General features: G+C 74.1%; 19 protein-coding genes and 1 pseudogene. 12 read left to right on the top strand and 8 right to left on the bottom strand.

Features of this window, described 5'->3' with window-relative positions:
- Nucleotides 1-48: 48 nt before the first annotated feature.
- Nucleotides 49-459 (bottom strand): organic hydroperoxide resistance protein, encoded by a 411-nt coding sequence (locus tag ACFWBF_RS31765; RefSeq protein WP_385237137.1) that lies wholly within the window; start codon nt 457-459, stop codon nt 49-51.
- Nucleotides 460-585: 126 nt separating this feature from the next.
- On the opposite strand from ACFWBF_RS31765, the gene ACFWBF_RS31760 reads away from it, so the two are divergent.
- From ACFWBF_RS31760 to ACFWBF_RS31710, 11 genes are all read left to right on the top strand, one after another.
- Nucleotides 586-1,074, top strand: a complete 489-nt coding sequence (locus ACFWBF_RS31760; protein WP_385237140.1) for a MarR family winged helix-turn-helix transcriptional regulator — start codon at nt 586-588, stop codon at nt 1,072-1,074.
- Between the two features lie 321 nt (nt 1,075-1,395).
- A complete protein-coding gene (locus tag ACFWBF_RS31755) occupies nt 1,396-3,144 on the top strand; it encodes a BTAD domain-containing putative transcriptional regulator (RefSeq protein WP_385607970.1) in 1,749 nt (582 codons plus the stop codon).
- Nucleotides 3,145-3,222: 78 nt separating this feature from the next.
- Entirely contained in the window at nt 3,223-5,427 is a 2,205-nt protein-coding gene (locus ACFWBF_RS31750) for a TOMM precursor leader peptide-binding protein (RefSeq protein WP_385607968.1), read from the top strand.
- Entirely contained in the window at nt 5,417-7,360 is a 1,944-nt protein-coding gene (locus ACFWBF_RS31745) for a TOMM precursor leader peptide-binding protein (protein ID WP_385607967.1), read from the top strand. Before ACFWBF_RS31750 ends, ACFWBF_RS31745 begins: the two co-directional genes overlap by 11 nt.
- 33 nt (nt 7,361-7,393) lie before the next feature.
- Nucleotides 7,394-8,968 carry a nitroreductase family protein gene (locus ACFWBF_RS31740; protein ID WP_385607965.1) on the top strand — a complete coding sequence of 525 codons (1,575 nt, stop codon included), beginning with the start codon at nt 7,394-7,396 and terminating at the stop codon, nt 8,966-8,968.
- Nucleotides 8,969-8,982: 14 nt separating this feature from the next.
- Nucleotides 8,983-11,736, top strand: coding sequence for a lantibiotic dehydratase (locus ACFWBF_RS31735; protein ID WP_385607963.1), 2,754 nt, complete (start codon nt 8,983-8,985; stop codon nt 11,734-11,736).
- On the top strand, nt 11,724-12,815 hold the full coding sequence (locus ACFWBF_RS31730) for a lantibiotic dehydratase C-terminal domain-containing protein (protein WP_385607961.1): 1,092 nt from the start codon (nt 11,724-11,726) through the stop codon (nt 12,813-12,815). The genes ACFWBF_RS31735 and ACFWBF_RS31730 overlap by 13 nt, the downstream gene beginning before the upstream one ends.
- Entirely contained in the window at nt 12,812-13,921 is a 1,110-nt protein-coding gene (locus ACFWBF_RS31725; protein ID WP_385607959.1) for a peptidase M50, read from the top strand. The genes ACFWBF_RS31730 and ACFWBF_RS31725 overlap by 4 nt, the downstream gene beginning before the upstream one ends.
- Nucleotides 13,922-13,953: 32 nt before the next feature.
- Nucleotides 13,954-14,976 carry an ABC transporter ATP-binding protein gene (locus ACFWBF_RS31720; protein WP_385607957.1) on the top strand — a complete coding sequence of 341 codons (1,023 nt, stop codon included), beginning with the start codon at nt 13,954-13,956 and terminating at the stop codon, nt 14,974-14,976.
- Nucleotides 14,973-15,728, top strand: coding sequence for an ABC transporter permease (locus tag ACFWBF_RS31715; protein WP_385607956.1), 756 nt, complete (start codon nt 14,973-14,975; stop codon nt 15,726-15,728). Before ACFWBF_RS31720 ends, ACFWBF_RS31715 begins: the two co-directional genes overlap by 4 nt.
- Nucleotides 15,725-17,665 carry a TOMM precursor leader peptide-binding protein gene (locus ACFWBF_RS31710; RefSeq protein WP_385607954.1) on the top strand — a complete coding sequence of 647 codons (1,941 nt, stop codon included), beginning with the start codon at nt 15,725-15,727 and terminating at the stop codon, nt 17,663-17,665. Before ACFWBF_RS31715 ends, ACFWBF_RS31710 begins: the two co-directional genes overlap by 4 nt.
- An 81-nt stretch (nt 17,666-17,746) precedes the next feature.
- On the opposite strand, the gene ACFWBF_RS31705 is transcribed toward ACFWBF_RS31710, so the two are convergent.
- The gene (locus ACFWBF_RS31705) at nt 17,747-17,920 is read right to left on the bottom strand and encodes a thiazolylpeptide-type bacteriocin (protein ID WP_007268044.1); all 174 of its coding nucleotides are present in this window, start codon (nt 17,918-17,920) and stop codon (nt 17,747-17,749) included.
- A gap of 148 nt (nt 17,921-18,068) precedes the next feature.
- Here ACFWBF_RS31705 and ACFWBF_RS31700 point away from each other — a divergent pair, with 148 nt between their 5' ends.
- The gene (locus tag ACFWBF_RS31700) at nt 18,069-19,334 is read left to right on the top strand and encodes an amidohydrolase (RefSeq protein ID WP_385607952.1); all 1,266 of its coding nucleotides are present in this window, start codon (nt 18,069-18,071) and stop codon (nt 19,332-19,334) included.
- Here ACFWBF_RS31700 and ACFWBF_RS31695 read toward each other — a convergent pair.
- The 6 genes and pseudogenes from ACFWBF_RS31695 to ACFWBF_RS31670 form a co-directional block, all read right to left on the bottom strand.
- On the bottom strand, nt 19,331-19,960 hold the full coding sequence (locus ACFWBF_RS31695; RefSeq protein ID WP_385607950.1) for a cytochrome b/b6 domain-containing protein: 630 nt from the start codon (nt 19,958-19,960) through the stop codon (nt 19,331-19,333). The two genes, ACFWBF_RS31700 and ACFWBF_RS31695, sit on opposite strands and share 4 nt — an antisense overlap.
- Nucleotides 19,944-20,621, bottom strand: coding sequence for a molybdopterin-dependent oxidoreductase (locus ACFWBF_RS31690; protein WP_385607972.1), 678 nt, complete (start codon nt 20,619-20,621; stop codon nt 19,944-19,946). Before ACFWBF_RS31690 ends, ACFWBF_RS31695 begins: the two co-directional genes overlap by 17 nt.
- A gap of 210 nt (nt 20,622-20,831) precedes the next feature.
- Entirely contained in the window at nt 20,832-21,494 is a 663-nt protein-coding gene (locus tag ACFWBF_RS31685) for an NADPH-dependent F420 reductase (protein ID WP_385607948.1), read from the bottom strand.
- Nucleotides 21,495-21,669: 175 nt separating this feature from the next.
- Nucleotides 21,670-23,031, bottom strand: a complete 1,362-nt coding sequence (locus ACFWBF_RS31680) for an FAD-dependent oxidoreductase (protein ID WP_385607946.1) — start codon at nt 23,029-23,031, stop codon at nt 21,670-21,672.
- A 175-nt stretch (nt 23,032-23,206) separates the two neighbouring features.
- A complete protein-coding gene (locus tag ACFWBF_RS31675; RefSeq protein ID WP_385607944.1) occupies nt 23,207-23,503 on the bottom strand; it encodes a hypothetical protein in 297 nt (98 codons plus the stop codon).
- Nucleotides 23,504-23,589: 86 nt separating this feature from the next.
- Nucleotides 23,590-24,109: pseudogene (locus ACFWBF_RS31670) on the bottom strand (hypothetical protein); the annotation flags it as partial.

Below are 24,109 nucleotides of genomic sequence, written 5' to 3'. Positions count from 1 at the left end.
GGAGCGCGTCACACGCGCTCCCGCCCCCACATCGGACACGCTCGGTGACTACTCGACCACGAGCTCGACGGGGATGTTGCCGCGGGTCGCCTTGGAGTAGGGGCAGACTTCGTGGGCCTGCTTGACCAGCAGGTTGCCGGTCTCGCCCGCCAGCGACTCGGGGAGCTCCACGCGCAGGACCACGGCCAGGCCGAAGCCCGTCGCGTCCTTGCCGATGGCGACCTCGGCCGTGACCGAGACCTCGCTGGTGTCGACCTTGGCCTGGCGGCCGACCAGGCCCAGCGCGCTGGCGAAGCAGGCGGCGTAACCGGCCGCGAAGAGCTGCTCGGGGTTGGTGCCCTGTCCGCTGCCGCCGAGCGCCGGGGGCATGGCGAGCGCGAGGTCGACCTGGCCGTCGGAGCTGACGGTGCGGCCTTCGCGGCCGTTGGCGGTGGCGACTGCGGTGTAGAGCGCGTCCATCTCGGGTGTCCTCTCACGGAACGGAGGCGGGGAGGCCGGCCGGCGACCCCGCCCCTTGAGAATGGCACACAATTCAGTTGTGCACAATTAAGTTGCCGGGCAGAGGGCCCGAGGTACAGTGGCACCATGACCGAGCAGCAGACCGACACCCTCCGCGACCAGGACTTCCTGCGCCTCGACGGCCAGATCTGCTTCGCGCTCAACGCGGCGAGCCGCGCCTTCGGGGGCCTCTACCGCGTGGTCCTGAAGGACCTCGGCCTGACCTACCCCCAGTACCTGGTGATGCTGGTGCTCTGGGAGCACGGCGAGCTTCCGGTCAAGGACATCGGCGGACATCTGCGGCTCGACTCGGGGACCCTGTCCCCGCTGCTCAAGCGCCTCGAAGCGGCCGGCCTGATCCGCCGCGAGCGCAGCCCCGAGGACGAGCGCTCCGTGCACGCCCACCTCACCGAGGAGGGCGCCGCGCTGCGCGCCCGCGCGGTGGAGGTGCCGCGGCGGATCGCGACCGCCACCGGATTCGACCTCGGCGAGATCCGGGACCTCCAGACCCGCCTGCACCGCCTCACCGCCGCCCTCGACGCGGCGGCCACGCAGTCCGCGGAGTCCGCGATCTGAACCGTGGTGCGCGGTTCGGCCAGTTCGGCGCCATCAGTGGCCGAATATGGAGCTTAATTGGATCTACGCTCCGTGCTTGGATGGCGCCCCAACCGTAATTCGTTTACGCCTGAACGTTTTTGACGGTTGGACGGTAACGCCCTGAAGCGCCGAAGTGACGCAGAAGAGACGAACACCCGGCAAGTCGTAATTGACCCCGACTGTGACTCGACTTTCACAAGATCCGTTATGTAGGGTTCCATTCATTCACCGACAAACGAGGACGCAGGCCACCCACACCGCTCCTCATGCGAATACGTGACCCGACACGGGGGACCAGTCATGCGGTTCCAGCTTTTGGGGCCCTTGAGTATTGCGCACGGCCCGGAAACTGTTGTTCTCAAACCCTCCAAACCGACAAGCCTTCTCGCCGCTCTTCTCCTCCATCCCGGAGCGGTCGTCTCCACCGGCTATTTGCTGCACGCGGTATGGGACGAGGAACCGCCCGCCACCGCACGGGCCGCACTGCAGACCTGTGTACTGCGGCTGCGCCGGTTATTCGAGAAGTACGGCATATCCGCGACCACCATCGAGGCGGTGCCGGGCGGTTACCGGATGCCCAACGACATCCGGACACTCGATCTCGTACAGTTCCGCGCCCTCGCCGAAGAGGCTTCGGCCTCGGCCGACCCGGGAGAGGAGCTGTACCGGCTCCGGGAGGCCCTGTCGCTGTGGCACGGACCGCCCCTGGCGAACGTGGCCTCGCTGATGCTCCGGCGCGACGCCGTTCCGGCGCTCGAACAGGAGCGGCTGCGGGTGCTGGAGCGGGTGTGCGACCTCGAACTCGTCGCCGGGAACTGCCATCAGGTCCTCGTCGACCTCTACGAGGGCTCCAGCCGCCATCCGGTGCGCGAGCGCTTCACGGAACAGCTCATCGAGGCGCTCTACCGCACCGGGCGACAGGCCGAGGCCCTGGCCGAGTACCGGACCGTACGGGAGCGGCTGCGCGACGAGTTGGGGGTCGACCCCGGGGCCGGGCTGCGCCGCCTGGAGATGGCGATCCTGCGGGCCGAGGAACTCGGACCGCCGGCCACCGCCCGGCCCGCCTTACCGCGGCCGGCGCTGCCCGTCGCCGCCGCGCCCGCCCCGGCGCGGGTCGCGGAGCGCGGCGCGCTGCCGCCGGTGCCCGGTTTCGTCGGGCGCGCGGCCGACCGTACGGCCATGGTCGCGCGGCTCGGCTCGACGGACGGGCCCGGGCTGGTCATCGTCTCGGGGGCGCCCGGCATCGGCAAGTCGGCACTGGCACGCCAGTGCGCGTACGAGGCGCAAAGCGCCTTCCCCGGTGGGGTGTTCACCATCGCGCTGGCCGGGCCCTGCGGGGGCCGCGTGAGCGTGGACGAGGCGCGTGCGCAGCTCCCCGAACCAAACGGCGACGGGCGCCGGCGGCTGCTGTTGCTCGACGACGCGGCCGGGGCCGGGCAGGTGCTGTCGCTGCTCCCGGCCACGGGGGACGCGGCCGTGCTCGTGACCAGCCGGCGCGGGCTCGCGGCCGTCGCCGCCACGCACGGCGGGTCGGTGCACCGCCTGGACGTGCTCGGTCCCGCCGAGGCGTACGAGCTGCTCGCCGGGCTCGTCGGCGCCGAGCGGATCGCCGCCGAGGCCCGCTCCGCACACCGACTCGCCGCCGTCTGCGGGCACTTCCCGCTCGCGCTGCGGATCGCGGCGGGCCGGCTGCTGACCCGGCCCGGGCTCACCGTCGCCGACTGCGCGGCCTGGCTGGCGGAGGATCCGCCCGCCCGGCTCGCCCTCGCCGAGGACGCCCGGCTGTCGGTGCCCGAGGTGTTCGGGCGGGCGTTGGACGCGCTCGCACCGGAGCAGCGGGACGCGTTCCTGCGGGTGGGCTCGCTCGAGCCGGAGGCCGCCCTCGCGGCCGTGGCGGGCGAGAGCGTACTCGAACAGCTCGTGGATGCCGGGCTGTTGGAGGACGGGCCGCCCGGGCCGCATCCGTACCGGCTCCATCATTTGCTTCGCGTCTACGCGCGTTGGTACACCGAGCGACGGCTGGACGCCGTCCTGCCCGCACCGCTCTGATCTCCTTCTCCTCCGCCTCTCCGCCTCCCCTCACTCTCCTCTCTCCCATCACTCCCAGACCGCAATCAGGGGTGTCCCATGTCCCAAGCCAGTTATGAGTCCGTCGCAGCCACCCGGCCCAGGATCCGCCGGGACGTGCTGTTCACGCAGACGCCCGACGGCGTGCTGTTCCACAACTCCGACGGCGGCTTCCGCCTCACCGCCAAGACGGCGTACCGGTTCGCCACGCTGATCGTCCCGCACCTGACCGGCGCGTACACGGTCGCCGAGATCTGTCAGGGCATGGGCGATCCACAGCGGGCGATGGTCGGCGAACTCGTCAGAACCCTGTACGACCGGGACTTCGCGCGGTCCGCGCGCGAGGACTCCGGCCCGTCGGTGCTCCCGCCCGACGTGGCACGGCGGTTCGCACCGCAGATCGCGTACGTGGAGCACTACGCCGATGACGCCGAGGCGCGTTTCCTGCGCTTTCGCGGCGCCCGGGTCGCGGTGCTCGGAGACGACGCCGTGGCCCGCTGGTGCGCCCTCAGTCTGGTGCGCAACGGCTGCGCGGTCGTCGGGGTGCTGCCGCAGGCGGATCGCGAGACGCTGGACATCGATGCCGCAGAGGCCCTCGCCGACGGATGCCCGGTGGCGATACGCACCCTGCCGGGCGGTGAACAGGGCCTGGACTGGGCTGCGTTGAGCGACTACGACACCGTCGTGGTGAGTGGCGGGCGCACGGCCGCGGCGCGACTGCTCCCGCTGCTGCGGGCCGGGATCCCCGAGGGCCGCACGCTGCTGCCCGCCTGGACGTACGGTTCCGACGCGGTGATCGGACCGCTGATGACGCACGGCTCCCCGGGCTGCTGGGCCTGCGCGGCGCTGCGGATGGGCGCGGCGCGCGGGGAGCCGGGGGCGGCGGCCGACCTGTGGAGCGCTCTGGCGCTGCCGGGCGGCCCGCAGGCCGCCGGGCCCGGGCCGGGGGGTCCGCTGGCCGCGATGATCGGCAACCTGCTGGGCTACGAGGTCTTCCGCGCAGCCTCCGGGGCGCTGCCCGCCGAGACGGCCGGGCGGCTGCTCGTCCAGGACATGGAGTCGCTGGACGTCACCGACGAGCCCTTGTTCGCGCACCCGCGCTGCCCGCTGTGCGCCGACGCCGGCGCACAGGCCGAGGCGGTGGACCTCGCCGCGGCGGGCGCCACGGGCACGCCCGCGCCGGCGACCCTGGAGACGGCGCGCGAGGCGGACGCGCTGGTCGACGAGCTGAACCGGCGCTCCGCGCTGGTGCGTCCGTACGCGGGGGTGTTCACCCGCTTCGCCGACGAGCCGCTGACGCAGATACCCCTGAAGCTCGGCGTGGTCGAGCTGGGCATCGGGCATGCCGGGACGCGCTCGATCGCCGCCTTCGACGTCCACCACGTGGCCGGGGCGCGGATGCGCGCGCTGGACGCGGCGGCGCTCGTGTACGCCGAGCACGTCGTGCCGGCGGGCGGGCTGGTGGCCGGGGCCCCGGCGCCGGCCGGTCTGCCGGAACTGGCCGTCTCCTGCGGGGTGCCCGGGACGGTGACGACATACCAGCAGGCCGTCTCGCTGCTGACCAAGGAGCCCGTGCTCGTACCGGCGGGGGCGGTGCGGCCGTTCGGGCCGCACAATGCCGACCGGCTCTTCGAGCGCACCCGGGCCGGGGCGGGTGCGGGCCCGGCCCTCGCGGACGCGGCCGCCGCCGGGCTCGCCTCGGCCCTCGGGTACGACGCACTGCTGCGTGCCGTACGGGGCGCCGCGGCGGGCCTGGTGCCGCTGCCGGCGGTCGACGCGGAAGCCGACGCGGATGCCGAACTGGTCTTCCTCGTACGGTCGGCGGAGCGGCTGGAGCTGCCGGTGGAACTGCTGGACCTCGGGGAGGGCGCGCGCAGCGGCGTACACGTGCTGCTCGCGCGCTCCGGGGAGCGATGGGCGCTGGGCAGCGATCCCGGGCGCCGGTCGGCGGCGGTGCACGCGCTGCGGGAGCTGCTGGGCGCGGTGCAGTTCGAGCGCGACGAGGCCTGCGGCCACGGCGGGGCGGCCGACACCGGCGATCCGCTGCTGCGTGACCTCGACCCGCGCGCGCTGACGGTGTCCGGCGCGGCCGGCCCGGCCGACGACGGCGCGGCCATCGGCTGGGCGGAGGTGCTGGAGCGCCTCGGGTCGGCGGGTCGGGACGCGTACGTGGTCCCGACGGGCTCGCCCGACCTGGCCTCGGCGGGCATCCACACGGTCCGGGTGCTGCTCACCGCCCCCCGGGAACCGCGCGATGACGCGTAGCCGGCTGCCGAAGGCGCCCGCGAACCCCGGCGCCGAGCGGTTCGGCGGACTGCTGGCGCGGGCGCTGGGGGCGCTGGACGGCCCGCGCGTGGAGTTGTCCGTGCTGGGGCTGCGCGATGCCTTCGCCGAAGTCCCGGAGGATGGCGACGGCCTCGGCGAGGGCTTCAGCCTCGGCGACGGCGCGGACCGGGCCGTGCCGGTCCACCTGTACGGGCATCAGGCCGTGGTCGGCCCGTTCCCCGTGGCCGGACGGCCGGGCTGCGGCCGGTGTCTGGAGCGGCGGTGGCAGGCCGTACGGTCCGTCGCACTGCGGGACGCGCTGGAGCTGGGCGGCGGGACCCGGGCGGCGGGTGAGTGGCCGTACGCGCACGCCTTCGCCGCCCAGGCCCTGGCCGCGTTGGTGACGGCGGCGGCAGCGGCGCCGGACCCCGGGCCGTTCCCCGATGTACGGGTGCTGGACCTGCGCAGCGGCCGCGTACGCCGCTACCCACTGGTCCCCGACCCGCAGTGTCCCCGGTGCGCGGCGCCGGAAGCGGACGCCCCGGTGCCGCTCGATCCGGCGGCCGCGCCCGCGTACCGGGCGGGGGTCTTCCGGACCCGGCCCATCGAGGCGTACGGCATCGACGTCGCCGCGTTCGCCAATCCCCTGTGCGGCGCCCTGGGGCCCTCGCTCGTCCAGGACATCTCCTCGACCTCCACCTCCGCGACCATCGGCTGCTTCTCGATGCGGGCCGGCGAGTACCTGCGCGAGACGTTCTGGGGCGGGCACACCGACTCTTTCGACCGCAGTGCGCGGGTCGGCGTGCTGGAGGGGCTGGAACGGTACGCGGGGATGCGCGCGCGCTCGCGTACGACCAGCGTCTTCGGCTCGCTGAAGCGGTTCGGCGCCGACGCCGTGGATCCGCGCGAAGTGGGCCTCTACAGCGAAGAGTTCCACCGGGACAACCCGCGGGTGCGGCCCTTCGAAGCCGACCGTGAGATCCCCTGGGTCTGGGGGTGGTCGCTGCGCGACCGCGTACCGCGCCTGGTGCCGGAGATCCTGACGTACTATCACGCGCCGGGTCTGGAGAACCGGTTCGTACAGGAGAGCTCCAACGGCTGCGCCTCCGGCGGGAGTCTGGCCGAGGCCGTGTACTTCGGCCTGATGGAGGTCATCGAGCGCGACGCCTTCCTGCTCGCCTGGTACGGGCGCCAGGCGCTGCCCGAGATCGACCCGGCGAGCAGTGCGCGGACCCGGACCCGGTCCATGGTGGACCGCCTCGCGATGTACGGGTACCGCGCGCGGTTCTTCGACACCCGGATCACCTTTCCGGTCCCGGTGGTGACCGGCGTCGCCGAGCGGTTCGACGGGGGCCCGGGCCGCATGTGCTTCGGCGCGGGCGCCGGGCTGGACCCGGAGGCGGCCCTGGCCTCGGCGCTGTGCGAGATCGCGACGGACGCCGTGAACCTGCCCGGGCGCACCGTGCGGGACGAGGTCCGACTGCGCGCGATGGCCGCGGACTTCGACCTGGTCACCGCGCTGCACGATCATCCGCTGGTCTACGGGGTCCCGGAGATGGGCCGGCACGCCGACTTCCTGCTGCGGGCGCCGGACCCGGGGCCGCTGCGGCCGGTGGCCGACCTGCGAGCGCCGGACGCCGTGGGCGCCGGGGCGCGGGACGACGTGCGCGCGCACCTGGAGCGGTGCGTCGAGGCCGTGGCGGCGGAGGGGTTCGACGTCGTGGCCGTCGACCAGACCCTGCCGGAGCAGCGGGCCCTGGGCCTGTACACGGTGAGCGTGCTGGTGCCGGGGCTGCTGCCGATCGACTTCGGCTGGTCGCGCCAGCGGGCGCTCGGCATGCCCCGGTTGCGGACCGCGCTGCGCGCGGCCGGGCTGCGCGAGCGCGACCTGGAGCCCGCGGACCTCAACCCGGCCCCGCACCCCTTTCCCTGACCTCGATCGACCCCTGAACGCAGGAGGACACCCGTGGGCTACGCCCATGACTACGCCGACGCCATCATGCATCGAGGCCGGGTCCCGATGGAGCCCGCCGACTTCGTGCCCGACTGGGCGGACCGGCCCCGGAAGGCGAAGTTCTACCCGGGGGCCGAGACCCTGCCCCTCCCCCTGTGCCCGCCCGAGCCCGACCCCGCCTCCGGGGACGGCCCTGCGGGCGGCTTCACGCTGCCGCTGCTCTCCGGGATGCTCCAGGACTCGTACGGGCTGACCGGGCGCCGGCTGGGCGTGCAGGCCAACACCGATCTGGCGGCGCTGCCCCACTACACGCAGGCCAACTGGTCGCGGGGAACGGCCTCCGGCGGCGGGCTCTATCCGGTCGGCGTCCACTGGGCGGCGGGCGCGGGCGGACCGCTCACGCCCGGGCTCTACCACTACGCCCCGCACCAGCACGGGCTGCGCCGGCTGCTGGCGGGCGATGTCACCGGTGAGATACGCCGGGCGCTGGGACCGGACGGGCCCGCCGCCACCCAGTACCTGGTCCTCGGGGTCAAGTACTGGCAGAACGCCTTCAAGTACAACAGCTTCTCCTTCCACGCCGTGAGCATGGACGTGGGCGCGCTGCTCCAGACCTGGCGGCTGTGGGCGCGGCCGCACGGGCTGCGGATCGCGCCGGCCCTCTGGTTCGACGAGGAGCGGCTCGCGGGACTGCTGGGCGTGGCTCCCGAGGAGGAGGGGATCTTCGCGGTCGTCCCGCTGGAGTGGGCGGGCGCCCCGGACCCCGGACCTGCTCCGGTGCGCTCCCCCGCCCCCTCCCCCTCCGCCGGGGTGCGCCGCCGCGACGCCGAGCGCTCGCGTACCGTCCTGGCCTTCGAGACCCTGCGCCGCGTCCACCAGGCGACCCTCGGCCGGGCAGCCGACCGCCCGGCGGCCGGCGCGCTCGACGCGGCCGCCGCGTTCGCGGTGCGCGGAGCCGACCCGGTGGCGCTGCCCGCGCCCGCCTCGGCGCCCGTCGGCGTACGGCAGGCCCTGCGGGCGCGGCGCAGCAGCTTCGGCCGCTTCGACGCCACCCGCCCGGTCGCGGCGGAGCAGTTGGCCGCCGTGCTGGCCGACTGCGCGGCCACGGCGCCCGGCAGCGAGGCCGAGCGGCCGGACGGGCCGCGGCTGACCTCCCTGTACGCCTTCGTCAGCCATGTGGAGGGGGTCGCGGCCGGTACGTACGCCTACGATCCGGCGGCCCACGCGCTGCGTCTGGTGGTCCCCGGCCCGCCCGGACCGTTTCTGCAGCGCAACTACTTCCTCTCCAACTACAACCTGGAGCAGGCGGCCGCGGTGATCGTGCCGACCGTGCGGACCACCGCCGTCCTGGACGCGGTGGGCGACCGCGGCTACCGGCTGGTGGGCGCCGCCGTCGGGGCCGTCGCACAGACCTTCTACACCACGGCCGCGGCCCACGGGCTCGGCGCGGGGGTGGCCCTCGGCTTCGACAACATCAGTTACGTGGAGGAGCTGGGGCTCGCGGGCACCGACGAGGCACCCCTGCTCATCATGATGCTCGGGCACGAGCGGCAGCGGCCCGCCGACTTCCGGCACGAGATCGCGTGAGGGGGGCGGGAGCGATGAACACCACGCAGACCGACTGGCAGTTGGGCGAGCGCTTCATGCTGCGCGTGGCCGGGCTGCCGCTGTCCGCCGTCGAGGCGCTGCGCTGCGCCGACGCCGGGCGCTGGGCCGCCGATGTACTCGCCGCCGAAGCGGCGCTGAGCGCCGACGCCGGGCGGCTGAGCGAGCTGCTGCACGAGGCCGTCGGCGCGACCGATCCCAGCCCGGGCGGGCCGGGTGCGGCGCGCCGCCGAGAACTGCTGCGCCTGCGCCGCCAGATCCACAACAACCGGCTGCCGACCGACGCGGGTGCGGCCGTGGAGGCCCTCGCCGCGGTGAACGACGGGGCGGGCGAGCGGCTGGCCGGGTGGCTGCACCGGCGCCGGCATCTGGAGAAGCTGCTGGGCGAGGGGGAAGGGCTGCTGGCCACCGACCTCGCGCGCAGCCGGACGGCGCTGTGCGGGCTGCTCGCGGACGACCGGCTGCGACACGGGCTGCTGCTGGCCTCACCCGTCCTCGAAGGCCAGCTCGACGCGTACGCGGCCGCCGGCGCGGCGGGCGGGGTCCCGAACGGCCGGGTCCGCAAGGTCGAGCGCTCGATCCTGTCGTACGTCTACCGCACCGCCTGCAAGACCAGCCCGTTCAGCACGTTCACCGGGGTGGCGACGGGCCGGTTCGCCTCCGGGGCCGAGGCGCAGGGCATGCGGGTCGCGGACGTCTGGAGCAGCCATGTCCGGCTCAATGTGGTGGTGTTGGCGCGGCTGGCCGAGCTGATCCTCGCCGACCCGGTCCGGCGGCGCGACCTGCCGCTGCGGCCGGCCTCGGGCTGGGGCCGCGACGAGGACCGGATCCGGTACGTGCGCCGCTCGGTGACGGCCGGCGACGACGCCGCGGCCGTCACCTTCGACGCGGTCAAGGACCGGCTGTTCTTCCTGCGCCGCAGCGGCACCCTGGAGCGGCTGCTCGCCCTGTTCGGCGAACGGCCCGAGCTGCGTCACCAGGAGCTGGCCGACTGGCTGGCGGCGGAGCACGGGGCGGCCCCGTCCGACTGCGAGGCGTACATCGGCGCCCTGCTCCAGCTCGGCATGGTGCGCGTGCCGTGCCTGGACACCGAGGTGCACGACGGCGACCCGCTGCGCGCCTTCCAGCGGTCCCTGACCGGCCTGCGCAGGCCGTGGGCCGACCGGCTCTCCGCGCTGCTCGACGCACCCGCCGGGGCCCTGGAACGCTATCCCGCCGCGGGGCACCGCGAGCGGACGGAGCTGCTGCGTACCCTGCGCCGCGGACTGCACCGGGCGCAGGAGGAACTCGGCTGCCGGGAACCGGTGTTGCCGCAGACCCTGCTGTACGAGGAGGTCAGCGCGGGCCGCGATCTGGCCTGCCCGCCGGTCGCCGCGGACACCGGGGCGCTGCGCTCGGTGGAGCGGATCCTGCCGGCCTTCGACCTCACCCTCGCGCAGCGGATCACCTTCGAGGGGTTCTTCACCGCCCGCTACGGACGGGGCGGCCGCTGCGAGGACCTGCTGGGCCTGGTGCACGACTTCCACGAGGACTTCTTCGACCAGTACCTGTCCTTCAGCGCGCGCCGCACCCCCTTCGACGCACGCGGTGAGTACGTGCCCGAGGAGAACTGGCTCGGCCTGCCCGGGATCCGGGCCCTGGACGCGGCGCGCCGCGCGTTCGTCGACCGGATGCGGGCGGCGTGGGAGGAGTACGAGGAGAAGGGCGCGGCCGACGGCCCCGAACTGTGCCTCCAGGAGGCCGATCTGGCGTCCGTCGAGGCCGAACTGGCGCCGGTCGCGGCACGGTTCGCGCCGCGCTGCCACCATCTCCAGCTGGCGCGGGATCCCGGGACGGGGCGCTCGCTGACCGTACTCAACCGCTCGTACGGCGGGCTGTCCTTCCCGTTCAGCCGTTTCACCCATCTGTACGACGGCCCGCCCGCGCTCGCCGACGAACTGCGCGAGAGCGCCGCCCGTCTCACGCCCCGTGGCGCGGTGTTCGCGGAGGTCACCGGCGGCCCGGTCACCACCAACCTCAACCTGCACGGGCGGCTCACCGAGTACGAGATCGTCTGCCCCGGCGAGAGCGGCACCCTGCCCGAGGACCGCAGGCTGCGGCTGGAGGACCTGTACGCCGAGCACGACCCCGACACCGGGCGGGTGGCCTTGCGTTCGCACCGGCTCGGCCTGGAGGTGATCCCGGTCTACCTCGGCTACCTGGTGCCGCTGGCGTTGCCCGCGATCCCGCGCACCCTGTTGCTGCTCTCCCCCTCCTCGATGTCCCCGCTGGACGTCTGGGCGGGTGTGCCCGAGGGCGCGCCGCGGGCCGGGGTGCGCACGCGCCCGCGCGTCGTGCACGGGGATCTGGTGCTCAGCAGGCGCAGTTGGAGCACGACGGCCGGCGCCCTGCCGGTGGGGACGGCGCCGGACCCGCAGAGCGCCGGGCAGTTCCTGCAGTGGCAGCGGTGGCGCCGCGTGCACGGGCTGCCGGAGCAGGTGTTCGCGACCGTCTTTGCCGGGCCCGCGGGGCTGGGCGCGAAACCGCAGTACGTCGACTTCGCGAGCCCGCTGTCCCTGGCCGCCTTCGCGTCGCTGCTGCGCGACCCCGGCCATCAGGTGGTCCTGCGCGAGATGCTCCCCGGCCCGGGCGGCCCGCACCCCCGGTCGGCGCGCGGCGGGCACGTCGCCGAGTTCGCCGTGGAGACCTTCACCACCACCCGAACGACCACCACCCCGGACCCGGAAGGCGGCGACCGATGTCGGACCTGACCCAGACGCGAGGAGGTGAGCGGTGCGGCGCCTGGCAGGCCGTGCACGTCTTCTACGCCGCCAACCCGCAGCCCCTGCTGGTGAACTGCGTGCGCCCGCTGATCGCCTCGCTGCGGGGGGACGGCCTGCTCGCCGGGCACTTCTTCGTCAACTACTGGCTGGAGGGGCCGCACGTGCGGCTGAGGCTTCGCCCCGCGAGCCCGGCCGCCGAACCCGAGGTGCGGCGCCGTACCGAGGAGGCCGTCTCGGCTTTCCTGCGGTCCCGGCCCGCGCTCTACGAGGTCGACTCCGGATTCCTCAACGAGTTCTACAACACGCTCTTCGACATCGAGTTCCCGGAGGGCGACCGCGCCGCCTTCATGGGGCCGGACGGCCGGATGAATCTGCGGCCCAACAACTCCTTCTCGTACGAGCCTTATGAGCCGGAGTACGGAAAGTACGGCGGCCCTGCGGGAATCGAACTCGCCGAATGGCACTTCGCGCATTCCAGCGATCTCGTGATGGACGCCCTCGGCCGGATGAACCTCCATCTGCGGACCGTCCTGCTCGGCACCTCGGCGCAGCTGATGATGGTGATGGCGGGCGTGTTCCTGCCCGACCGCGAGGAACTCGGCGGATATCTCGACCGCTACTACGAGTTCTGGCACAACGCCTTCCCGGGCACCGGTTTCATCGGCTCGACCGAGTACGACCGTACGTACGCCCAGACCGCGCCGGGTCTCGGCCGGCGGTTCGCCGCGCTGCGCGACGCGCTCGGTTCCGGTGAGACGGGCCGGCTGCCCGCCTTCCTGGCCGGGTGGGCCGAGCACTGCCGGGAGCTGCGGGAGCGGGCCGAGGCGCTGGCGGTCTCCGGGGAGCTGGTCTTCCGCTCCTGGGACGGCGCCCGGGACGAGCGCGTCACCGATCCGGCCGTGGCGCTGCCGCTGCTGCTCTCCCCGTACATGCACATGACCAACAACCGGCTGCACGTGACCATCCGCGACGAGGCCTACCTGGCCCACCTGTTGGGCCGGGTGCTGCGCGAGGGCGCCGGGGCGGGCACGGAGACGGGGCCGGGCGCCGGGGCGGTCCTGCGGTGACCGGGCCCACCGGGCTGCTGGAGCACCGGCCCGCGCTGCGTCCCGACGTCCTGCTGTCGCCGCCGCTGCTCGACGGGCCGGCCGTCGTGCACCTGGTCAAGGACCCCGTCTCCGGGGCCTCCTTCGAGATCGGCCCCAAGGAGTACTTCCTCGTCTCCCGCCTCGACGGGGCGAGCACGCTCGCGGAGATCGGCGCCGCCTACGGGCAGACCTTCGGACGCCGGCTGGGCGAGGCCAACTGGCAGCAGCTGCTCGCCCTGCTGGGCAGCCGCCGCCTCCTGGCGGGCGGGCCGCCGCCGACCCCGCCGCAGCCCCGCGGCAGCGGCCCCCGCACGGGCACGCTGCTGCGCGGCACGCTCCGCCTGGTGGCCGACGCGGACGCCACGACCGCCCGGCTGCACCGGTTCCTGCGGCCCGTGCTGCGCCCGGCGGTACTGGGGGCGCTGCTCCTGGTCTGCCTGGTGATGGAGGGGCTGCTCGCGGCCTCGGCCGCTGAGCTCGCCGGGGACCTGCGGTGGCTGGCGGCGCGTCCGGCGCCGCTGCTGGCGGTGGCCACCCTGCTGTGGCTCAGTACGGCCCTGCACGAGTTCGCGCACGGGATCGCGGCCCGCCATGTCGGCGGCACGGTCGGGGAGATCGGGCTGCGCTGGCGGCTGCCGGTGGCGATCATGTACTGCACGGTCGACAACTACCGCTATCTGCCCCGCCGTCGTCAGCAGGTGGCCGTCGCCGGGGCGGGGGCCTTCGCCAACCTCCTCTTCCTGCTGCCCTTCGCCGGCTGGTGGACCGCCCTGCCCGCGGGCGATCCCACCGGGCGGGTGCTGGGCGCGCTGCTGCTGCTCGGCAGCGCGCAGGCCCTGGTCAACCTCGTTCCGCTGCCGCCGCTGGACGGCTACACGATGCTGGGCCACGTCCTGCGCGTGACCCGGCTGGCGCCCGCCGGCTCGGCGTACCTGCGGCTGCGGATGCGCGACCGCGCAGCGGCCGGGGCGTACCCGCCGCGGGCCCGCCGGATCTACCTCGCGTACGGGATCGGCTCCGCCGGGCTCGTCCTGGTCCTGGCCGGGGCCCTGGTGGCCGCAGCCGTGTACGCCTTCGCTCCCTGAACCTCCCACCCAACCGAGGGAAAGCACCACCCATGACAACTGACAGCGCCCAGCCGCCATTCGAGGCTCCCGACGCGGACGGGGCACCCGCCATCGCCGCCCTGGACATCCACAAGCACTACGGCGACCGGCAGGCCGTGGCGGGGGTCTCCCTCGACGTGCGCCGCGGCGAGTTCTTCGGCCTGCTCGGCCCCAACGGCGCCGGCAAGACCACCCTCATCGAGATCATGGAGGGGCTGCGCCGGGCCGATTCCGGGACGGTCCGGGTGCTCGGCCACAGCCCCTGGCCGCGCAACACGGCGCTGCTGCCGAGGATCGGCGTACAGACACAGGCCTCGGCCTTCTTCGTCCGGCAGACCGCGCGGGAACACCTGGCCACCGTCGCCGGGCTCTACCGCGCCGACCGGGCGGCCGCGGACCGCACGCTGGCCACCGTGGGGCTCACCGAACAGCGGGACGTGCTGGTGGAGAACCTCTCCGGCGGCCAGCGCCAGCGCCTGGCCATCGCCTCGGCACTCGTGCACAGCCCCGAGCTGATCTTCCTGGACGAGCCGACCGCCGCGCTCGACCCGCAGGCCCGCCGCGATCTGTGGGAGGTGCTGCGCACCCTCAAGAGCCAGGGCCGCACCATCGTCTACACCACCCACCACCTCGACGAGGCCGAGGCATTGTGCGACCGGGTGGCCATCCTCGTCGCCGGCCGGATCGCCGCCCTGGACTCCCCACACCGGCTCGTCGCCGCCGCCGGCGCCCCGGCCCGGCTGCTGCTGCCCGCCGGGCGGATCGAGCCGGCGCGGGCGGCGGCCCTGCCGGGGGTGGACCGGGCCACGCTGCAGGGCGGTTCGCTGGTCCTGGAGACCTCCTCGCCGGGCAAGGTCCTCCAGGCCCTCGACTCGCTCACCGGGCTGGACGGGGTGATGACCCGTACCGCGACGCTCGAGGACGTCTACCTGGAGCTGACCGGCAACGCGAAGGCCACCGCCACCGCCACCGCCACCGCCGAAGCGCCCGCACCCGCACCCGCACCCGCACCCACCACGGAGTCCCAGGCATGAGCGCGTACACGGCCCTGACCGCCGCCGGCTACCGGGCGCAGGTCCGGGACAAGGCCACCCTCTTCTTCACCTTCGCCTTCCCGCTCATCTTCCTCGTCGTCTTCGGACTGATCTTCAGCGGGCAGGACGTCGAGGAGACCGGCCGCCCGTACATCTCCTACATCGCACCCGGCGTGATGTCGTGGGGCGTCGCCAACGCCGCCGTGTTCGGCATCGCGTTCACGCTGATGCAATGGCGGCGCGACGACCTGCTGCGGCTGATCCGGCTGACACCGACCCCGCTGACCACGGTGCTGGCCTCGCGGTACGTCCTGGGCCTGGCGATCGGCGTCGTCCAGGCGGCCGTGTTCGTGGCGGTGGCGATGCTGCCCGGGTTCGGGCTGGTGCTGGACGGGCGCTGGCCGCTGGTGCTGCCCGCGCTGGTGCTGGGGACCACCGCGTTCATGGCGATCGGCGTCATCGTCGGGACGTACGCGAACACGCCCGAGGCCGTCGCCGCCATCGCCAACTGCCTGATGGTGCCGATGGCGTTCCTGTCGGGGTCCTTCCTGCCGCTGGACATGATGCCGGCCTGGCTCCAACAGCTCTCCCGGGTCCTGCCGCTTCGCTATCTCAACGACGCCGCGACCGGCGCCCTCACCGGCTCGGGCTCGCTCGCAGCCATCGGCACCGGGTGCGCGGTCCTCCTCGGCTTCGCCCTGGTGTTCGGCGGGATCGGGCTCAAGACCTTCCGCTGGAGCAACCGGACATGACATCGACCTCCCTGGCCCCGGAGCCGCTCCAGGCCCCGGACGGCACCCCGCTGGAGGCGGCCCGGCGCGAGCTGGCCCGCGCCCTGGCCGGTCTCGGTGCGCACGTGGTCACCCTCGGCGTGCACGACACGCTCGGGCCTCGCTCCGCCGATCCCTTCGCGGCGGTGCGTCCGGCCGCGCGCGTCCACCTCACCGCCCGGGCCGTGCTGATCGGCCCCTGGGGCGGGGACGGCACGGCGCCCGCCTGCGGCCGGTGCCTGGCGATGCGCTGGCAGCGGCTGCGCAGCCGCAGCGAGCGGGACGCGCTGGAGACCGGCGCCGGTCCGCTCACCGCGGTGGCGGCGGCCCCGCCGGGCCTGACGGCGTACGCGCGCGATGCGGCGTACGCGCTTCACGGCGCGGCCTTCGGGAACGGCACGGTCACGGCCCCCGGGCCGAGCGCCGCCGACCGGGCCCTGCCCCAGGTCACCCGGCTGGACCTGGAGACCCTCCGGGTACGGACCCACCCCCTGGCGGCCGATCCGCTCTGCCCGGACTGCGGGCCGAACGCAGCGGACGCCCCGGCGCCCCTCGCCCCCGCCTCCCGGCCCAAGCCCGACCCGCGCGCGCAGCGGCTGCGCGCGGCCTCCTCGTATCCGATGCCGCGGGCGGCGCTGGCCAACCCGGTGACCGGGGTGCTCGGCGCCGGCACCTGGATCAACGTCACCTCGCCCACCACGGCGCCCGTGGCGGGCAGTGTCTTCATGCGCGGCTACGCAGGTCTGACGGACGTCACCTGGAGCGGTCAGGCCAACAGCTTCACCGCCAGCCGTGACCTGGCCTTCCTCGAGGGCCTGGAGCGGTACGCGGGCACGCACCGCCGCACCGGCACCTCGCCGCTCACCGCCTCGTACGCCGAGCTGGGTGACCGGGCGCTAAACCCGGCCGAGTGCGGGTTCTACGCGCCGCAGACCTACCGGGACGATCCGCTGGTGTCCCCCTTCGACCCCGAGCGGCCGATCCCGTGGGTGTACGGGCATTCGCTGCGCGACGACCGGCCGGTGCTGGTGCCGGCGCGACTGGTGCACTACAGCGCGGGCCTGGCGGCGGACAACTTCGTCTTCGAGTGCTCCAACGGGTGCGCGATCGGCAGTTGCGCGGAGGAGGCCCTGCTGGGCGCACTGCTGGAGCTGATCGAGCGGGACGCCTTCCTGCTGGCCTGGTACGGCGGACTGCGGCTGCCCGAGATCGATCTGGCCTCGGTACCGGGCCCGGCGGTCAAGGCGATGGCCGACCGGGCGGCGCTCCAGGGGTACGACGTGCACGCCTTCGACAACCGGATCGACCTCGCGGTGCCGGTCGTGACCGCCCTTGCGGTACGCCGCGACGGCGGGCCGGGGCTGTACTCCTTCGGCGCGGGAGCCGCCCTGGATCCCGCGGCCGCGGTGGAGGCCGCGCTGTCGGAGGTGCTGACCTACATTCCGCACCTGCCGCGGCAGGTGGCCGAACGCCGGAGCGAACTGGAGTCGATGGCAAGGGACTTCGGGCAGGTCAAGCACCTCAAGGACCACGCCCAGCTGTACGGGCTGCCCACGATGGCCCCGTACGTCCGCCCGTACCGGGAGCCGCGCGCCGTGCTGGCGCTGGACGAGGCCCACCGGTCCTGGAGCCGCCCTCTGACCGGGGACCTGCGCGACGATCTCCTGTGCTGCGTGGCGGAGTTGACGGCGGCCGGGCACGACGTCATCGCCGTCGACCAGACCACGCCGGAGCAGCGGCGGATGGGACTGAGCACGCTCTGCGCGGTGGTGCCGGGGCTGCTGCCGATCGATTTCGGCTGGTCACGGCAGCGGGCCCCGTACATGCCGCGGCTGCGCACTGCGCCGAGGCGGGCGGGGCTGAGGGAGACGGACCTGGCGGAATCGGAGATCCGGATGGTGCCGCACCCGTTCCCCTGACGGCCCCGCTCCGGGCGGCCGGATGCCCCGGTTCCCGCTCTCGCGGGAGCCGGGGCATCCGTGTGGGTCAGGTGTGCGTAATCAGGCGCTGCACGAGGTCGTGCTGGTGGTCGAGGAACAGGTCGAGGTCGAGCTGCAGCTCGTGGAACCGGCGAGCACGACCTCGCTGGCGTCCGAGTAGTCGGAGATCTCGAAGGTCTCGGACTCGAGCTCGAGGATCTCGTCGGCGAGCGAGGCGAGGGGGGACTTCTCCATGGTGACTCCTTCGGTCGGTGCGGTCACTTGGCTCCATCAGACCCGGCGCGGCCGTCAGCAGACCCCCCGCACCGCTGTCATCCCGCTGACGGAAAGTGTCAGCGCCTTGCCGCCCCCGGCCGGGCGCGGGCGTCCGATCATGGGTGCCATGGACGCCTCCGCTGCCCTCGCCGAACTCTTGCGCCCGCTGACGACCCTGTACCTGGATCTGCACCGGCATCCGGAGCTGTCGGGCGAGGAGGCCCGTACGGCCGGGCAGTTCGCCGACTGGCTGGCGGCCGCGGGGTACGCGACCGAGCGCGGGATCGGCGGGCACGGCGTCGCCGGGGTGCTGCGCAGCGGCGACGGTCCGACGGTGCTGCTGCGCGCCGAACTCGACGCCCTGCCGGTACGGGAGACCACGGGCCTGCCGTACGCCAGCCAGGGCGGGGCGGCGCACGCCTGCGGGCACGACCTGCACCTGGCGGCGGCAGCCGGGGCCGCGTCGCTGCTGGCCCGCTCGCCGGACACCTGGCGGGGCACGCTCGTCGTCGTGGGGCAGCCCGCGGAGGAGACCCTGGAGGGGGCGCGGGCGATGCTGGCCGACGGGCTGTACGAGCGCGTCGGGCGGCCGGACGCGGTACTGGCCCAGCACGCGGCCCCGCTGCCCGCGGGCATGGTGGCGCACGGCTACGGGCCGATGACCGCCGGGAGCGTGACCTATCGGGTCGTCGTGCACGGCCGGGGCGGTCACGCGGGCGCCCCCCAGCTCACCGTGGACCCGGTGGTGACGGCGGCCCATGTGGTGACCCGGCTCCAGACGGTGGTGGCCCGGGAGGCGGCGCCCTCGGAGCAGGTGGCCGTCACCGTCGGCGCGTTCCACGCGGGCGACCGGGCGAACATCGTGCCGGAGCGGGCCGAACTGGACATCACCGTACGGGCGGCGGGCGACGCGGCGCTCGCCCGCGCGGCGGCCGCCGTGGAGCGGATCGTACGGGCGGAGTGCGCGGCCTCGGGCTGTCCGCGGGAGCCTGAGGTCGTCCGGGTCTGCGAGTCCCCCGTGACCCATCCCGACCCGGCGACGACCGGGGCCGTACGGGAGGCGCACGTGCGGGAGTTCGGCGCGGAGCGGGTGGCGATGTGGCCGCCGTCCCTCGCGACGGAGGACTTCGCGCTGTTCGGCGACGCGGGCCGGGCCCTGCACGGGGCGCAGGGGATACGGCTCGCGTACTGGATGCTGGGCGTGATCGGACCCGGCGCCTGGGCCGCCGCCGCCCCGGGCCGGGCGGCCGCGCACAAGCTCGCCGCGCTGCCCGCGAACCACGCCCCGGACTTCGCCCCGGACCCGCGGACGGCCCTCCCGGCGGGGGTGCGGGCGCTGACGGCGGCGGCCCTGACCTGCCTGGGGCGGCCGGGGGACACCGACACCCTCTAGGTTTCGTGGCGGTCGGGCCGCCACAGCGGGTGCTCGCGCGCCGCCCAGGCGCCGTCCACGGAGCCGGTGCGCATGCCGCGGCGGGCCTCCGGGTCGCCCAGTGCCTTCGTGACGTGCCCGGCGAGTACGACGGCGAGCGCCAGGGCCAGCCAGTCGTGGACGAAGGTGGCGCCGGTGCGCCAGACCAGCGGGGCCAGGCCGGTGAACCACATCAGCAGGCCGGTGCCCAGCATCACGAGGGCCGCCCCGGCCGCCCAGCCCGCGTAGAGCTTCTGTCCGGCGTTGAACTTGCCGGCGGGCCGGCCGTCCGTCCGGCGGCCCGGGCGCAGTGCGGACCGCAACCAGGTCCGGTCGTGCGGGCCGAAGCGGTTCAGCCGCCGCAGATCGGCGCGGAAGGCCCGGGAGACGAGCCCCGCCAGGGCGGGCGCGGGCAGCAGCAGTCCGGACCATTCGTGCAGGGTGACCACGAGGCGGCGGCGCCCGACCAGTTCGGCGAGCGGGGGCAGGTACAGGCAGGCGGCGCCGGCCAGGCAGAGTCCCATGAGGGCGGCCGTGGTCCGGTGGACCCAGCGCTCGGCGGGGCTGAAGCGGCGTACCCGGCCGGGGTGTTCAGACGGTCGGCGCATCGTCGCGTCCGTTCGACTTGCCGACCCAGGCATCGACGTCGTAGCCGAAGTCCTCCCAGTAGCCGGTCTGGACCTCGCGGGTGAGGGTGATGCCGGAGAGCCACTTCGCGGACTTGTAGAAGTACATGGGAGCCACGTACAGGCGGGCCGGGCCGCCGTGGGCGTGGTTCAGCGGCTCGCCCTGCATGTTCAGGGCCACCATGACGTCGTCGCGGCGGGCCTGCGGGAGGGTGAGGCTCTCGCTGTAGGTGCCGTCGAAGCAGGTGAAGCGGATGGCGCGGGCCTCGGGGCGGACCCCGGCGGCGTCGAGGAGCCGGGTGAGGGACACGCCCTCGAAGGGGGTGCCGGGAACCCGCCAGCCGGTGACGCACTGCACGTCGCGTACGACGCGGGTCTGCGGCAGGCCGCGCAGTGCGTCGAGGGTGTACGTGGCCGGGCGCTCGACCAGGCCGTCAACGGTGAGCCGGTAGTTCTCCGGGCCGCGCTCGGGGACGGACGCGGCGACGGAGTAGTAACGGAACCCGCCGCCGCCCGGCAGCAGTCCGGTCAGGCCGGTGGGGTCCTTGTCGGCCGCCGCGCCGAGTACGGCATCGACTCCGCGTCCCAGGTACGGGGCGGTCGCCAGCCCGGCCGCGCCGAGACCGATCATGCCGAGGACCAGGCGGCGGCCGAGGGGGGCGCCACGGCCGTCGGGGTCCGCGGGGTCTTCGGGGTCCGCGGGGCCCGCCGGGTCTTCCGGGGCCGCTCGGTGTTCTGTGCTCACGGGGTGATTCGAGCACCCGGCGGGTCCGGTGGCCAGGGGCCGCGGGCGTTCGTCAGACTTCCGTCACATCCGCCCCCGCCCGCCCCCGGCCCCGGCCGCCGCGCCGGGTCAGCCGCGGAAGTCCGCCGGGCGTTCCGGGGAGGCCTCGGCGAGCGCCTTGACGACGGCGTCCGTGCCCGCCTGAAGGCCGTAGACGGGGGTGCCGGGCTGCTGGCGCCAGGACTCGTCGAGGCCGCCGGCGTCCACGGTGTCGAAGCCGAGTTCCTCGATGAGGGCGCGGACGGTCTTCTTCGCCGCCTCGTCGTCGCCGGCGACCGGGAGCGCCGTCCGGTCGGGGGCGCCCGCCTCACGAGGGCGGTCGAGGATGTCCTGGGCGTAAGTGCCGTTGAAGGCCTTGACGACGGGGTGGCCGAGGTTCCGCTCGGTCCAGCGGCTCTCGGTGAGGCCCTCGTCCTCGATGCCGGAGATGCGGCCGTCGCGCTGGCGCGGGTAGTAGTTCCCGGTGTCGATGACGGCGAAGCCGGGCGCCGCCCCGGCGAAGAGGCCGGCGGGCAGGGCCGGCACGTTCTTCAGGGGGACGGTGACCACGACGACCTCCGCGCCGCGGGCCGCCTCGGCGACGGTGACCGCGGTGGCTCCGGTCTCCGCGGCGAGGGCGGTCAGGGTCTCGGGGCCGCGCGAGTTCGCCACGGACACGTCGTGTCCGAGTGCGGTGAGGCGGCGGGTGAGGTTGCCGCCGATGTTGCCTGCGCCGATGATGCCGATCTTCATGAGCTCTCCCGGGTGCGTGCAGGTCGGTCAGGGACTGCGAGTACCCGAACCTCCGCCGGGCGCCCGGCATTCCGCCCCGGGGCGGCGAATCTCCCGTACCGCCCGAACGGGCGTACCCGCCGAACCGTCGTCCCCCTGGAGCCCGCACCCGGCGGGCCCCAGGAGGAGCGCGCGATCAGGCCCCGCTGGCCTTGAGCATGTCCTCGCGCTCGACGAGCTTCACGCGCTCGCGGCCCTGGGGCTCGCCGAGGGCCTTCTCGGCCGCGTCGAGCCGGTGCCAGCCCTCCCACGTGGTGTAGCGGACGCTGCGCTCGGCGAGGAAGGCCTCGACGGCCTGCGGCTCGGGCGCGGCAGGGGTCGTCAGGCGGCCGGCCGCGTGGTCGTCCAGGAGGTTCGCGACCGTCTCGTTCGCGTCGCCCTTGGTGTGGCCGATCAGGCCGACGGGGCCGCGCCGGATCCAGCCGGTGACGTACGTCGACGGCAGGTGCGCGCCGGCTTCGATCACGCGGCCGCCCTCGTCCGGGACCGTGCCGGTCAGGGCGTCCCAGGGCAGCTTGGGCAGTTCGTCCGAGAGGTAGCCGACGGCCCGGTAGACGGATTGGACGTCCCAGTCCGTGAACCGGCCGGTCCCCTTGACGTTGCCGGTGCCGTCGAGCTCGGTGCGCTCGGTGCGCAGGCCGACGACCTTGCCGTCCTCGCCGAGCACCTCGGTGGGCGACTCGAAGAAGTGCAGGAAGAGCTTGTGCGGGCGGTCGCCCATGTCGCGGATCGCCCAGTTCTCCAGGGTCTTGGCCACCATGTCCGCCTGCTTGTTGGAGCGGCGGGTGGTGATGGAGCCCTCGTCGTAGTCGATGTCCTCGGGGTTGACGATGACCTCGATGTTCGGCGAGTGGTCGAGCTCGCGCAGTTCCATCGGGCTGAACTTGGCCTGCGCGGGACCGCGGCGGCCGAAGACGTGCACCTCGAGCGCCTTGTTGGCCTGGAGGCCCTCGTACACGTTCGGCGGTATCTCGGTGGGCAGCAGTTCGTCGGCCGTCTTCGCGAGGATGCGGGCGACGTCGAGGGCGACGTTGCCGACGCCGAGGACGGCGACCTTCTCGGCGGCCAGCGGCCAGGTGCGCGGCACGTCGGGGTGGCCGTCGTACCAGGAGACGAAGTCGGCGGCGCCGTGGGAGCCGTCGAGGTCGACGCCGGGGATGGTCAAGTCGCGGTCGGCGGTCGCGCCGGTGGAGAAGATCACGGCGTCGTAGAAGGCGTGCAGCTCGTCGAGGCTGATGTCGTTCGGGTAGTCGACATTGCCGAAGAGACGGACCTGCGGCTTGTCGAGCACCTGGTGGAGGGCGGTGATGATGCCCTTGATCCGCGGGTGGTCGGGGGCGACGCCGTAGCGGATCAGGCCGAAGGGGGCGGGCATCCGCTCGAACAGGTCGATGGACACACCCGGCTCGGTGGCCGCCTCGGACTTCAGCAGGGCGTCGGCGGCGTAGATGCCGGCGGGGCCGGCACCGACGATTGCTACCCGCAGGGGGCGAGGCATGGCTGGGTTCCCTTCGAACGACGAAAGACTCGATCAAAGGAACCCTAAACTGAGGCTAGCCTAACCCGGCACCCGGTCCCCGGTTATGACCCCATAACCAGAACTTATGACCTTTCAAAGCATGTCTTGGGGGTCCGCCTGTCCGCTGTCCGCTGTCCGCTGTCCGCTGTCCGCCTCAGGGACGGTGGTTGCGGCGGGCGGCGAGCTGGCCCTGCACGAACGCGTCGGTGTCCGGTGAGTACGGCCCGCCGTGGTCGAACAGCAGGTCCGTGATCCGCTGCCATTCCGCCACCGCCGCGAGCGTGGCGTCGTCGGCGCCGTCGAGATCACCGGCGGCCGCCTCCGCGGCCTCGAGCGCGGCTTCCACCTCGTGGTGGGCCAGGCCGGTGGCCTGCTCCCGCACCCGGTCACGGGCCGCGCGCTCCTCGGCGGAGGGCACGTGCGGCTCGGTCGCGGTGTCGTGCGTCGTCATGGGGTTCCTGCCTCTCGGTCGTCCTGCCCTGCGTCTGTCTGCCCTTGTGCCCCGGCCGGGGAATTTGACGGCCGCGCCCGCGGACCTCACCAAGCCTCGGTCAGGGCCACGGAGTACGTCTTGAGCCCGCGGTCGTAGACGCGGACGGTGACGGTTCCGTTGTCGCCGTAGACCTCGCTGCGCCACGCCGCGAAGACCTTCGCCACCCGGCGGGCGTTCTCGGCCTCCCCCTTGCCGACGGCCCGTGTGTGGAAGAACACCACCGCCTCCCCGGCCCCCCGCGCCTTGCGGACCCGGGCCTGCCGGACGGCGTTCTCGGGCATGAAGGTGTCCTCGCCGGTGCGGTGCTTCGCGTAGTACGCGTTGAAGTCCCGGGTCATGTCGAACCACCCCCGCGCACCACAGGGACCGGCGCCGTTGGTGATGTCCCCGTCGGCGGGCGGGTCCGGGATGCCGTCCTCCTCGTCGGTCGGCGGGTCCGGGAGGCCGGTGTCCTGATCGGTGGGCGGGCCGGGGGCGCCGGTGTCCTCGTCCGTGGGGGGACCCGGAGTGCCGGTGTCCTCGTCCGTGGGGGGACCCGGAGTGCCGGTGTCCTCGTCCGTGGGG

Source organism: Streptomyces sp. NPDC060028 (genome assembly GCF_042736725.1).
Taxonomy (GTDB): domain Bacteria; phylum Actinomycetota; class Actinomycetes; order Streptomycetales; family Streptomycetaceae; genus Streptomyces.
This window is presented reverse-complemented; position numbering and strand designations above follow the sequence as displayed.

Excerpts from the sequence above, each read along its gene's own strand:
- ACFWBF_RS31710 (WP_385607954.1), top strand. The coding sequence starts at position 15,725 with ATGACATCGACCTCCCTGGCCCCGGAGCCGCTCCAGGCCCCGGACGGC.
- ACFWBF_RS31675 (WP_385607944.1), bottom strand. The coding sequence starts at position 23,503 with ATGACGACGCACGACACCGCGACCGAGCCGCACGTGCCCTCCGCCGAG.
- ACFWBF_RS31755 (WP_385607970.1), top strand. The coding sequence starts at position 1,396 with ATGCGGTTCCAGCTTTTGGGGCCCTTGAGTATTGCGCACGGCCCGGAA.
- ACFWBF_RS31745 (WP_385607967.1), top strand. The coding sequence starts at position 5,417 with ATGACGCGTAGCCGGCTGCCGAAGGCGCCCGCGAACCCCGGCGCCGAG.
- ACFWBF_RS31695 (WP_385607950.1), bottom strand. The coding sequence starts at position 19,960 with ATGCGCCGACCGTCTGAACACCCCGGCCGGGTACGCCGCTTCAGCCCC.
- ACFWBF_RS31685 (WP_385607948.1), bottom strand. The coding sequence starts at position 21,494 with ATGAAGATCGGCATCATCGGCGCAGGCAACATCGGCGGCAACCTCACC.
- ACFWBF_RS31680 (WP_385607946.1), bottom strand. The coding sequence starts at position 23,031 with ATGCCTCGCCCCCTGCGGGTAGCAATCGTCGGTGCCGGCCCCGCCGGC.
- ACFWBF_RS31715 (WP_385607956.1), top strand. The coding sequence starts at position 14,973 with ATGAGCGCGTACACGGCCCTGACCGCCGCCGGCTACCGGGCGCAGGTC.
- ACFWBF_RS31730 (WP_385607961.1), top strand. The coding sequence starts at position 11,724 with ATGTCGGACCTGACCCAGACGCGAGGAGGTGAGCGGTGCGGCGCCTGG.
- ACFWBF_RS31750 (WP_385607968.1), top strand. The coding sequence starts at position 3,223 with ATGTCCCAAGCCAGTTATGAGTCCGTCGCAGCCACCCGGCCCAGGATC.
- ACFWBF_RS31700 (WP_385607952.1), top strand. The coding sequence starts at position 18,069 with ATGGACGCCTCCGCTGCCCTCGCCGAACTCTTGCGCCCGCTGACGACC.
- ACFWBF_RS31760 (WP_385237140.1), top strand. The coding sequence starts at position 586 with ATGACCGAGCAGCAGACCGACACCCTCCGCGACCAGGACTTCCTGCGC.
- ACFWBF_RS31765 (WP_385237137.1), bottom strand. The coding sequence starts at position 459 with ATGGACGCGCTCTACACCGCAGTCGCCACCGCCAACGGCCGCGAAGGC.
- ACFWBF_RS31720 (WP_385607957.1), top strand. The coding sequence starts at position 13,954 with ATGACAACTGACAGCGCCCAGCCGCCATTCGAGGCTCCCGACGCGGAC.
- ACFWBF_RS31705 (WP_007268044.1), bottom strand. The coding sequence starts at position 17,920 with ATGGAGAAGTCCCCCCTCGCCTCGCTCGCCGACGAGATCCTCGAGCTC.
- ACFWBF_RS31735 (WP_385607963.1), top strand. The coding sequence starts at position 8,983 with ATGAACACCACGCAGACCGACTGGCAGTTGGGCGAGCGCTTCATGCTG.